Source organism: Flavobacterium davisii (assembly GCF_042182265.1).
Taxonomy (GTDB): domain Bacteria; phylum Bacteroidota; class Bacteroidia; order Flavobacteriales; family Flavobacteriaceae; genus Flavobacterium; species Flavobacterium davisii.
Genome location: NZ_CP097869.1, coordinates 153,475 through 165,942, shown reverse-complemented (window position 1 = coordinate 165,942; position 12,468 = coordinate 153,475). Strand labels below are relative to the sequence as shown.

The window sequence follows — 12,468 nt, the reverse complement described above, 5'->3', positions numbered from 1 at the left end:
GATTATGGCAATAGTAGTTACCATGCCTCGTTTGAGCGATACCATGACCGAAGGAACTGTAGCAACATGGCTTAAAAAAGTGGGAGATAAAATAAAAGAAGGAGATATATTAGCTGAAATTGAAACCGATAAAGCCACAATGGAATTTGAGTCTTTTAATTCAGGGGTATTGTTGCATATAGGAATTGAAGTAGGCCAAACAGCTCCTGTAGATTCATTATTAGCAATTATTGGTCAAGAAGGTGAAGATATTTCCACTTTATTAAATGGAAGTACTCCAAAAAAAGAAGAACCAGTTAAAGAAAATCAAGTAGAAATGCCTGTAGTCAATTCTACAGCGTCTTCTGAAATGCCAGCAGGAGTAAAAGTAGTTACGATGCCTCGTTTGAGTGATACTATGACAACAGGTACTGTGGCTGCTTGGTTAAAAAATATTGGAGATACAATCAAAGAAGGTGACATTTTAGCTGAAATTGAGACAGATAAAGCTACTATGGAATTTGAATCATTTAATTCTGGTACTTTATTATATATAGGAGTTCAAACAGGTGGTTCAGCTCCCGTAGATAGTATTCTAGCAATCTTAGGTCCAGCAGGTACCGATATTTCAGGTATTTTAGCTAATTTTTCAACTGGAGGAGGTACTACAGAAGAACCTAAACTAGAAAAAATTACAGAATCAAAAGTAGAAACTGCTTCAAATCCTCAAACAGAAGTGTTAACTAATACAGGCAGAATTTTTGCTTCTCCTTTAGCTAAAAAAATGGCACAAGAAAAAGGAATCAATCTGGCTGCTGTAAGAGGAACAGGTGAAAATGGACGCATTACTAAAGCAGACGTAGAAGGATATAATCCAGCTGTAGTAAATACAAGTATAACAAGTATTATTTCTGATCCAGTAGTTGAAGCAACAACAACCGTAGCTGCTGTACAACCTTTCATACCAGCAGGTGAAGTCTATCAAGAAGAAGTGAAAAACTCGCAAATGCGTAAAGTTATTGCAAAACGTTTAGCAGAATCTAAATTTACTGCACCCCATTATTATCTAACCATTGAGTTAGATATGGATAATGCAATGACTTCTAGATCTATGATTAATAATTTACCTAACACAAAAGTTTCTTTTAATGATATGGTAATAAAAGCCTCTGCAATGGCATTAAAGAAACACCCTCAAGTAAATTCACAATGGAAAGAAGAGGCGATGATTTTAAATCACCATGTAAATATTGGTGTTGCAGTTGCGGTAGAGGATGGATTAGTAGTTCCTGTATTAAAATTTGCTGATCAAATGACTCTATCACAGATAGGTACATCAGTAAAAGATATGGCAGGAAGAGCTAAAATAAAAAAAATACAACCAAACGAAATGGAAGGAAGTACCTTTACAATTTCAAACCTAGGAATGTTTGGTATTCAGTCTTTTACATCAATAATTAATCAGCCTAATTCCGCTATTTTATCTGTTGGCGCTATCGTTCAAAAGCCAGTTGTTAAGAACGGGCAAATTGTAGTAGGTAATACAATGACAGTTACTTTGGCATGCGACCATAGAACAGTAGATGGAGCTACAGGTGCTCAGTTTCTACAAACTTTCAAAGCCTATATGGAAAATCCAGTAACCATGTTAGCATAAAAAATAAAATGACAATAATTAAGTCCCGAAAGTTGAAAAACATTCGGGATTTTTTTATTTTGTAACGTCAAATAATGCCAAAAAATGTAGAGGAATTAGTGATTGTCTCATATAACCTCATTACATGTTATAAAGAAATACTCTGTATAAATGATAGAAAAAACAAAAATTCTAGTATTAAGTTCTATTTTGATACTATTTCAAAATTGTCAATCTGTATATAAATCAAATCAACATATAGAAACGCCTATATCTGTAAAAAAATTACACGAAGACATAGATTTTGTACAAAGAAAATTGTTTAAACTACATCCTTCTTTGGATCTGTATATTACAGAAAAATATTTAAAGTTCAAATTCGATAGTTTAAAAAAATCTATTAAAACCCCCTTAAAACCAAATGAATTTTATTTTGGAATTAGTAAAGTGGTGGCAAGTGTTAGACAAGGCCATACAACTATACAGCCTTTACAAAAACAATTTACACATAATGAGTTAAAAGAATTAAAAAAGAAAGGTACTTATCCATTGTCTTTATTTACTTTTAGTTATATAGATAATGAATTAATTATTGCCCAAAATCATTCAAAAGACACAAGTATAAAAGTCGGTACCGTTGTAAAAGATATTCAAGGAATAACACCTTCGTTTTTATTTGCTAAATATAAAGGAACAGATGCATCGGATGGGTATAATCAAACTTATTATAATAGCGCTTTTGCAAATAAAATAGTTCATTATTTTAAATTAGAAAAAACATTAAAAGATAGTATACAAGTAAATTTCTTGTATAAAGACAGTCTTTATACAAAAGTTTTAACACGAATAGCTTTAACAAAAGGTTTTAAAAAAGAAACGGTAAAGAAAACTAAAGATTCAGATAAAAAGATTTGTAAAACAAAAAATAAAAATCAGTTATTAAAAGAAAAAGAATTAAAAAACAAAAAAAATATTTTTGGATATGATGAAATCAAAAAGGAATTTACAAGACAATTGCTTTATCCTATAAAAGATTCATCATTGGCAGTATTACGCATAAAAAAATTTGTGGGAGGAAAACAAGCTAAAGCATATTCTCTTCTTTTTAAAGAAATTGATAATAAAAAGGTAACAACTCTAGTACTCGATTTACGAAACAATGGAGGAGGGAGTATTGAAGAAATTAAAAATTTATTTACGTATATTAGTCCCGACTTTGTCAATTTTGTTGATACATTAAAAGTAACGAATAGAACCAGTTTAGTAACTAATATGTTTCGTAATGTTCCAAAAGGAATTCTCATTTCCTTAGCCCCCATAATCATTCCCTATACAATCAAAAATTTATTTTCGATAAAAAAATCACCCACAGGTTTTTTTTATCAAAAATCAAAATTAACAAATAGATTACAACCGAGAGATTCGAATTACCAAGGAAAATTATATGTGTTAATAAATGGAGGAAGTTTCTCTGCGTCAAGTGTTCTAGCTGCTAATTTACAAAATATAAATAGAGGCATTTTTGTAGGAGAAGAAACAGGAGGCGCTTTTAATAGTACAGTAGCAGGTACATTACCTGTATTAACTTTACCTCATTCTAAACTAAAATTTAGAGTAGGAATGATGGAAATAGGTGTGGTAAAAAAATCAGCTATAAAAGGAAGAGGGGTAATGCCTGAAATTACGATAACTTCAAAAAAAGAAGATTATGAAAAAAAAATAGATTCTGAATTACAATGGATTATAGAAAAAGAAGGGAAAAATTAAAATAACAGATACTATGAATATATATAAACTAGTAGGGATATATTTAATTGGTTTTTTAATAAAACTGAATGCTCAAGAAACAAAACAACAAAAAAATGAAAGAATTGAGAAAGCATTACAGTTTTTAACCTCAGATGAAAATAAAGGACGTGAACCAGGAACTCCAGAAATGGAAAAGGTTATGGTTTTTTTAGAAAATCAATTCAAAGAAAATGATATAAAGCCCTTTTATAAAACATATCGAGATAAATTATCAGATTATTATAAGCCAGCTTATAACATAGTAGGTATTATTGAAGGTAAAGATCCTATTTTAAAAGAAGAATATATAGTTATCGGTGCCCATTACGACCATATAGGTAATGCAACAAAAGTAGAAGAAGATAGTATAGCTAATGGAGCTAATGATAATGCTGTAGGAACCGTAGCCGTATTAGAGCTAATGAAATATTTTTCAGAAAAAAAAACGAATAAACGCTCTATTATTTTTGCTTTGTTTACAGCCGAAGAAAAAGGATTGTTAGGATCACGTCACTTAGCTAAGAAAATGAAAAATGCAGGGATAGATATTTATTTTATGTTTAATTTTGAAATGATAGGGGTTCCGATGAATCAAAAAGATATGTTGGTTTATATGACCGGTATAACAAAATCAAACATGGCTAAAAAAATGAATGAGTATGCAGGAGAAAAATGGGTAGGTTATCTCCCCGTTGAAAGCAGGTATCAACTTTTTAAAGCTTCAGATAATTATCCTTTTTATGAAGAATATCACATTCCTGCTCATACAATCTCTACTTTTGATTTTGAAAACTATAATTTTTATCATCATGTAAAAGATGAATTTGAAAAAATAGACATGCAACATCTTCAAAAAGTAATAGGAAAGAGTAAAGTTGTACTTGAAAAAATGATAAATGCAACAACAAAAGAAATTAAGTTAGATGAAAAATAAAAATATTATAATTACAGGAACTTCTAGAGGAATAGGTTATGAATTAGCATTGGAATTTGCCAATGCAGGCCATCAAGTATTAGCTATTTCTCGCAAAATACCACAAGCTTTACTTCAAAATCAAAACATAACCTGTTTAGCTATAGATCTAGCTGTCGAGAATGATTTGAAACAAGTAGGGGAATTTTTAGAATCATCATGGAAACAAGTAGATGTTATAATTCATAATGCAGGAAGCTTTTTGCATAAACCTTTTGAGGAAATTACGTCTGCTGAATTTGAAAATATTTACAAAGTAAATGTTTTTGGTATAGCAGCATTAACCCGTATTTGTATTCCATATTTGCAAAAAGGAAGTCATGTGGTAACCATAAGTTCAATGGGAGGTATACAAGGAAGTATGAAATTCGCAGGGCTATCAGCTTATAGCTCGAGTAAAGGAGCTGTCATCACATTATCAGAACTACTGGCAGAAGAATATAAAGAAAAAGGTATTGCTTTTAATGTCCTTGCCCTAGGAGCAGTACAAACCGAAATGCTACAAGAAGCATTTCCAGGTTATCAGGCACCCATAACAGCATCAGAAATGGCAAATTATATTTTTGATTTTGCACTAACAGGCAATAAATATTACAACGGGAAAGTATTACAAGTTTCTTCAACAACACCTTAAAAAATAAATTGTAGTATGAAAATAATTCCATTAAAATAGACGTAAAAGGGTTTCTATTATTTGAATAAGATAACAGATTCTTTTAATCCTCTTTACAATAAAAAGGATAAAATGAAAATGAGAGATGCTTAAAAAAACGAATAAAATGAAAAGACAAATTTTGACGATAGATTAAAAAGTACCGATCTGATTAATAAATTTCGAAACTTGTATAAAAGATAAGGACAGTATTAATTGGATAAGGAAAGCATTAAGAAATCAAAGAAAGAATATAAAAGATTTCTATTTTAATATAAAAACGCTTTAAATTTAGAAAACAAAGGGTGATAAAATGCAAGATATTCTCTTAAAATACCTTCCAGAAAAAGCCGTTTCTATGTGTTTTGAGTTAATCAAGACAAATCGCGTACATTTAAAAATTGTAAATGAACGTGTAACTCGTCATGGCGATTATCGAAGAGAAGGAAACGGAAGACATGTCATAACCGTTAATTATTCACAAAATGAATACCGTTTTTTAATTACACTCATTCATGAAATCGCACACTTAGTAGCATTTGAAAAATATGGACGAAATATAAAACCACATGGCGAAGAATGGAAACATACTTTTCAAAGATTGATGATCCCATTTATTCGTCCTGAAATATTTCCATCTACATTATTATCGCTAGTAGCTCGACATTTTCGTAATCCAAAAGCAAGTAGCGATACCGATGCAACCTTAGCTTTAGCACTAAAACAATTTGATCCAGAAAATGATAAACATTATATTTTTGAAATTCCTTTTGGAAGTGTTTTTAGAATTCATAACGGAAGGATTTTTAAAAAAATAGCCCTTCGTACAAAACGTTTTGAATGTTTAGAACTAAGTACAGGAAAAACCTATTTGTTTAATCCCAATGCAGAAATAGAGTTGTTACCAAATTAATTTTAATCTTTGTAACTTTGCACTTTGTTACTTTTAAACCTATGAACAAAAATTATTACGCAATTATAATGGCTGGTGGAGTTGGCTCTCGTTTTTGGCCTGTGTCTACCGTACAGTTTCCTAAACAATTTCATGATATGTTGGGTACTGGAGAAACGCTTATTCAAAAAACATTTTCAAGACTTTCACAACTCATACCAAAAGAAAATATTTTAATATTAACAAATGAAAGTTACAATGAGATAGTTTTAGAACAATTACCAGGAGTTAAACAGGAACAAGTTGTGTTAGAACCAGCAATGCGCAATACGGCACCTTGTATTTTATACGCTACTCTTAAAATAAAAAAAGCAAATCCCAATGCAGTAGTTGTGGTGGCACCATCTGATCATTGGATTGAGGATGAAGTACAGTTTTGTGCTAACCTACAACATGCTTTTGATTTTTGTGAACGTGATGAAAATTTAATGACTTTAGGTATCTTACCTACATTTCCTAATACAGGTTATGGCTATATTGAGTATGATAAGTTAGATTCAAGACCCATAAAAAAAGTAAAACAATTTAGAGAAAAACCTGATTATGCAACAGCTCGTAAGTTTATACAAAGTAGAAACTTTTTATGGAATGCAGGAATTTTTGTTTGGAGTGTAAAAAGTGTTTTAAAAGCTTTTCAAGAATTTCAACCCGCAATGTATGAACATTTTATAAAAGGGTATGAAATGTATAATACCGAAAAAGAAGCCGCTTTTATTTTAGATAATTATCCATTAGCTCAAAATATTTCTGTAGACTATGCTATTTTAGAAAAAGCGCAAAACGTATTTGTATTGCCCGCTACTTTTGATTGGAATGATTTAGGAACCTGGGGATCATTATATGATAAATTGCCTAAAGATGAACAAGATAATGCAGTAGTAAACGCTACGGTATATTTAGAAAACGCAAATAATAATATTATCCGAACAGAAGGAAAAAAATTAGTTGTAATAGATGGATTAAAAGATTATATCGTAGTAGATAAAGAAGACGTGCTATTAATATATCCTAAAAATAAGGAACAAGATATAAAAACGGTAGTAGCCAATTTATCATCATAACCCTAAGTATATCAAATATAAAAACTGTCTGAAAAAGTATACAATTTGTCATCTATTTATTCTGAAAATACTTTTCTTTCCTTTTTTAAAAAAAGTAAAAGGATTAAATAAAAATAGGAATAGTATTATTTTTTTAGACAGCTACTTTTAAATGCTTTATTCGATAAACCCAGATTGGGTGCTATTTCCTCCAACTTAATTGCCATTATTTGTTGGATTTAGAGATAAAGTAATTCCTTAAACCACTACTATTATTTCATTGAAATAATAAACTCCATTTTTTCCTGAAAAATAATTTACATTCTCTTAAAATGTTGTTATTGAGTTAATATTGAAGTAAATTATTTAAAAATTTAGATAATAATAGATAATTTTAAATTAAGAGTTTCCTAATCTATTGCCTATAGTTTTGTTCAAAAATTAAAAGATGAAAAAACTATTACTTCTATTAGGCTTACTGCTTATCGGATCTTGCTCAGATGAAAATGTTTTGTTATTAGAAAATAACAAAAATTCGACAAAAAGACTAACGGACTCTTCTGAAACCTTTTCAGTCATGAGTTATAATGTTTACCAATTACCCAATGTTATGACACAATACAAGAGTAAAGAAAGAGCTATTGAATTACAAAAATATATTTCAAATTTAGGAACAGAAACACCTGATGTGTTAGTTATAGAAGAAGGATTTAATGCGCGTTTTGGTGATGAATTTCTAGCTAAAGTAAAAACTATTTATCCTTATATGAGTTCTTTGTTAGGACTTTATTGCACAAGCGGAAAAGGAACATCCTTATATCCTAATGATTGGGATGGGTATTATGGTGATTGTGGGAATACTTTATTTCATATTAATGGAGGAATTATTATTTTGAGTAAATATCCTATTTTGAAAAAATATCAAATGATATTCAAAAATAGAATAAATTCGCCAGAAGGTTTAACGAATAGAGGAGTTGCTTATGTTGTTATTCAAAAGAATGGAAAAAAATATCATGTAATGGGAACTCATACAGCTTCTGAACAACCTGGTTTTCCTGGTAGATTAACTCGTGAAAAACAATTTAACGAAATGAAAACCTTTAAAGAAACGTTTTCGATTCCTCGTACAGAACCTGTTATTTATGCAGGAGATATGAATGTAGAATATACTCTAACGGATGAATATCAAAAGATGAAAACCATCTTAAATGGGGTAAATAATTACCTTTTTAATCCACTTATAGATAGAGGGACTTATTCTAATCAAAATACAATAGTAAAATACCAGGGATTTAAAGATTATAATAATACATTGGACTATATATTACTCGATAAAAATCATAAACTACCCGAATATATAACACCAACAAATCGTTTGATGGCTCAATATTTTGGTGGTGATATTTCAGATCATGACCCCGTATATGCAAAATTTGTGTTTACGTATTAATTATTTATGATGTGTGTTTAAAGAAAGAAGGTATCCTAAAAATCAGCAATCTTTTATTTTGTCTCTTTCAATAATCAAAGAAAGAATCTAATTAGAAACAAGCAAATGAAATTATATAAATATGATTCCGATTGTTTTTGGTTCTATAATTACAGATTAAATGTTGATTCCTTACTTTTGGATACCTTCTTATATTTTTTACATTTCTTCTTTTAATACAGCTTCTCTAACCTTTTTAAATAATTCAGAAGAATAAACAAAATCAGTGACAGCTTCGTTATCCGTTTTAAAAATCTGAGATTTATCTCCTTCCCAAGCCTTCAAACCATTTTTAAGAAAAACAATTTTATCGCCTATTTCCATTACGGAGTTCATATCGTGGGTGTTGATGACAGTCGTAATATTATATTCTTTAGTAATTTCCTGAATAAGATTATCTATAACAATAGCAGTTTTAGGATCAAGACCTGAGTTAGGTTCATCACAAAAAAGATATTTAGGATTATTTACAATAGCACGAGCAATTGCTACACGTTTTTGCATACCTCCTGATATTTCACTCGGTTTTTTATGATGCGCATTGATAAGCTTTACCCGATCTATTACAAAATCGACACGTTCCTTGATTTCTTTTTTTGTTTTATTAGAAAACATTTTAAGAGGAAAACCTATATTTTCTTCTACAGTCATCGAATCAAATAAAGCACTTCCTTGGAAAACCATTCCTATTTCAGTACGTAAATCACGTCGATCATTATCGCTCATTTCTTCATAGATACGACCGTCAAAAGAAATAGTCCCACTATCTACTTTATGAATTCCTAAAAGGGATTTAAGAAATACGGTTTTTCCAGATCCAGATTGACCGATGATTAAGTTTGTTTTACCAGCCTCTAGAGTGGTACTGATTCCTTTTAAGACCATTTGATCACCAAATGATTTTTTAATATTGTGGACTTCTATCATGATTAGTTCGTTAAAAGAAGTTGAGTTAAAATATAATTACATAAGATGATGACTACAGAAGTCCAAACAAATGAAACGGTACTGGCTTTACCAACTTCAAGAGCTCCGCCTTTCATATAATAACCATGAAAAGAAGGAATAGTAGCAAGTAAAAAAGCAAAAACAAATGTTTTTATAAAAGCATATACGACATGAAAAGATATAAATTCAGCTTGTAATCCTGACATAAATTCGTCTGCTGTGGCAAATCCTCCATATACTGCGGCAAGCCATCCTCCAAATATTCCTAAAAACATACTCAATCCAATAACAAAAGGATATAGTAGTAATGCTATTAATTTGGGGAAAACTAAATAATTTAAAGAGTTAACACCCATTACTTCTAACGCATCAATTTGTTCTGTAACGCGCATAGTTCCAATACTAGAAGTAATGAAAGAACCCATTTTTCCTGCCATAATAATGGAAATAAAAGTAGGGGCAAATTCAAGAATTACAGATTGTCTAGTAGCAAAACCAATTAAATATTTAGGGATTAATGGATTGGTAAGGTTTAAAGCTGTTTGAATAGAAACCACTCCTCCTACGAAAAAAGAAATAAAGGATACAATTCCTAAAGAATCAAATATTAAATCATCTATTTCTTTAAAAATTAAATTTTCCATAACCGACCATTTGGTAGGTTTCTTGAAGATTTCTCGTAGCATTAAGAAGTATCTTCCTATTTGAGATAAATATCTTACTAACATCATAAAGTAGTATTCAGTTTACAGTTTTTAGAATTTAGTTAAGTAAACGAAAGGGTAAAAATACTATTTTTTAATCATTCTTTTAGAGAACGATACGTAATTACTATTTACTTAATGATTAAAAAAGTTTTTCTTTCATTTTTTTCCATCTATAAGCTCTTACAAAGTCAGCTTGTTCAGGTGTTACGAGCATTTCCTTTCTTTCTATTTTGGCCTTCCAAAAACCTTTAATATAATCAATGAATAATAATGGTTTGCCTTTGCGTATAGCTAATTTAAAAGAAGCGATAGCTGTTATTAAAAAACCATAACCCAATGAGTAAAAAGCTTCTCCCTGTTTGTAACGTGATGCTTGGTTATAATTAGCTCCTGTAGGTTTTAAATGCTTAACATGCAAAGAAGAATTGGTTATGACTTTCCAATTATAAAATTGGCAGAGTAATTCATCTACAGTATCCCAACCCATAGCAGGTCTTAATCCCCCTATTTGTTTAAAAGTTTCTTTTCTATAAGCTTTAAAAGCACCGCGAATATGATCCTTATCTGTCAGATTTTCTAAAACCCAATTACCATTTTTTTCGATATAAGCAAAACCACCTGCCATACCTACTTTAGGATCTTCTTTAAAATGGTTAAGAATTGCTTCAAAATAATTAGAAGGGAAAATCAAATCAGAATCCCCCTTAACCATGATGTCATATTCGTCGTCAAGTGTATTTAAGCCCGATTGGAAAGCCTGAATTACTTTACTTCCTGGCAAGTGAATAGCATCTGATTTCTTCTCAATTAAAGAAATCCAAGGATGTTTTTGAATGTAAGATGAAACAATTTCAGCTGTTCTATCGGTAGAATTATCGTTAACAATTACCGCTTTCTTAGGTAGTACAGTTTGATTAACAAGTGATTCTAAGGTTAAACCTATGAACTTTTCCTCGTTATGAGCAGGTATGACAATGTAATATTCCATTTTTTATAAATAGTATGCAAATATCTTTATTTTTGCGCTAAATATGAACAACTTTTTGGGACTTTTAGTTATAATGTTTTTTATATGAAAACAAAGTATGTTAAGTATTTTTTACTTTGTGTAATTTTGTGATAAACTTTGTATCAAACAGTATTGTAAATTTGAAAAAGAAAATAGCCTTTATAGAAATGGAAACCCACTCAGCATTGCTAGAGCAGTGGTATTTATTAGTTGCCGAAATGCCCCGTGTAAATTTTCATTTTTTTGTCAGTCAAAAAGTTTTTGATAAACTAAGTGCTATTCCAAGGCAATATTTAACGATTATTAATTCTGTTTCTAAAACAGATTTTTCTAATTATGACGGCGTCGTGGTTAATACCATACATCGAAATTATGATGACTACAAAACACTTTTTGAAAAAAAATCCGTTTTATGTCTAATCCATAACCTTAATTTTAGTCTTTTTTTTAAGAAAATATCCTGGCTAAATATCTTTAAAGAGAAGGAAAAAGGAGCTTACTTTTTAAAATTGTATTGTAAAGAAAAAGTGGCATCTAAAAGAAAAGTAATTGTTAAAGCTAGTAAACTAGGTGTGATTGCTAGTTCAGTCTTAAAAAACATAGAAAAACAAAGCGTATTTTTAGATAAAATAGAACTAATTCAGATGAATTATTGCAATCAATTTGAAATTCCAAAAGAGGATGTCATTCAAATTGTCATGCCAGGTAATGTGTCTAATAAACGTAAAGATGTGGATATGGTTTTTAGCGTAATTCAAAAACTAAAACCCCAAACCAAGCTACATTTTATTTTTTTAGGAAAACCTGAAAATAAAATGGTTTTAAAACAATTAGAGTCTTTAAAAAAGAATTCCGATGACAATATTTCAATAACACATTATCATCAATTTATTCCTTGGGAAGAGTATAGCCAAGTTATTTCAAAAGCACATTTATTACTTTGTCCTATTAAGGAAGCGACCTCTTTTTATTGGGTTGATGAAATATACGGAGAAACCAAAGTAAGCGGGGCTGAAGCGGATTGTATTTATAATGGAAAAATAGGCGTATTTCCAGAAAGTTATCCTAAAATGGATTGGATAAATTTGCTTTACAAAAGTGAATCAGAACTGCTAGAATTGCTGCAAAATCTAACATTGGATAAGTTGCATTTAGCTTACCATGAATTAGAAAAAATAGTCATTCGATACAAAAAAGAACACGTTGTTCAAGATCTTGAAGGGATTTTGTTGAATTTGTAAGAGATAATGAAATGCTTGAAGAGTGTGATTCAAATCCTTTAAAAATAAATA

At 30.1% G+C, this 12,468-nt stretch carries 11 protein-coding genes; 8 read left to right on the top strand and 3 right to left on the bottom strand.

Annotation, left to right across the window (positions count from 1 at the left end):
• Positions 1-4: 4 nt before the first annotated feature.
• The 7 genes from NAB20_RS00645 (at position 5) to NAB20_RS00615 (ending at position 8,473) form a co-directional block, all read left to right on the top strand.
• Entirely contained in the window at positions 5-1,636 is a 1,632-nt protein-coding gene (locus NAB20_RS00645) for a 2-oxo acid dehydrogenase subunit E2 (protein WP_375605337.1), read from the top strand.
• Positions 1,637-1,786: 150 nt separating this feature from the next.
• Positions 1,787-3,382 (top strand): S41 family peptidase, encoded by a 1,596-nt coding sequence (locus NAB20_RS00640; RefSeq protein WP_105196084.1) that lies wholly within the window; start codon positions 1,787-1,789, stop codon positions 3,380-3,382.
• A gap of 13 nt (positions 3,383-3,395) precedes the next feature.
• On the top strand, positions 3,396-4,337 hold the full coding sequence (locus tag NAB20_RS00635; protein WP_375605336.1) for a M20/M25/M40 family metallo-hydrolase: 942 nt from the start codon (positions 3,396-3,398) through the stop codon (positions 4,335-4,337).
• Entirely contained in the window at positions 4,327-5,010 is a 684-nt protein-coding gene (locus NAB20_RS00630; protein ID WP_105196086.1) for an SDR family oxidoreductase, read from the top strand. Before NAB20_RS00635 ends, NAB20_RS00630 begins: the two co-directional genes overlap by 11 nt.
• A 331-nt stretch (positions 5,011-5,341) precedes the next feature.
• On the top strand, positions 5,342-5,941 hold the full coding sequence (locus NAB20_RS00625) for a SprT-like domain-containing protein (protein WP_105196087.1): 600 nt from the start codon (positions 5,342-5,344) through the stop codon (positions 5,939-5,941).
• Between the two features lie 41 nt (positions 5,942-5,982).
• Complete coding sequence (locus NAB20_RS00620) at positions 5,983-7,041, top strand: mannose-1-phosphate guanylyltransferase (RefSeq protein WP_088389967.1); 1,059 nt, start codon at positions 5,983-5,985, stop codon at positions 7,039-7,041.
• A gap of 427 nt (positions 7,042-7,468) precedes the next feature.
• Positions 7,469-8,473 carry a sphingomyelin phosphodiesterase gene (locus NAB20_RS00615; protein WP_105196088.1) on the top strand — a complete coding sequence of 335 codons (1,005 nt, stop codon included), beginning with the start codon at positions 7,469-7,471 and terminating at the stop codon, positions 8,471-8,473.
• Positions 8,474-8,671: 198 nt separating this feature from the next.
• Here NAB20_RS00615 and NAB20_RS00610 read toward each other — a convergent pair whose 3' ends face one another.
• The 3 genes from NAB20_RS00610 to NAB20_RS00600 all read right to left on the bottom strand — a co-directional run bounded on the left by NAB20_RS00610 (position 8,672) and on the right by NAB20_RS00600 (position 11,155).
• Positions 8,672-9,439, bottom strand: coding sequence for an ABC transporter ATP-binding protein (locus NAB20_RS00610; RefSeq protein WP_105196089.1), 768 nt, complete (start codon positions 9,437-9,439; stop codon positions 8,672-8,674).
• Between the two features lie 2 nt (positions 9,440-9,441).
• On the bottom strand, positions 9,442-10,191 hold the full coding sequence (locus NAB20_RS00605; RefSeq protein WP_060383002.1) for an ABC transporter permease: 750 nt from the start codon (positions 10,189-10,191) through the stop codon (positions 9,442-9,444).
• 115 nt (positions 10,192-10,306) lie between these two features.
• A complete protein-coding gene (locus NAB20_RS00600) occupies positions 10,307-11,155 on the bottom strand; it encodes a glycosyltransferase family 2 protein (protein ID WP_127823788.1) in 849 nt (282 codons plus the stop codon).
• A 161-nt stretch (positions 11,156-11,316) separates the two neighbouring features.
• Between NAB20_RS00600 and NAB20_RS00595 the strand changes: the two genes are divergently transcribed.
• Positions 11,317-12,417 carry a hypothetical protein gene (locus NAB20_RS00595; RefSeq protein WP_088389972.1) on the top strand — a complete coding sequence of 367 codons (1,101 nt, stop codon included), beginning with the start codon at positions 11,317-11,319 and terminating at the stop codon, positions 12,415-12,417.
• Positions 12,418-12,468 lie beyond the last annotated feature (51 nt).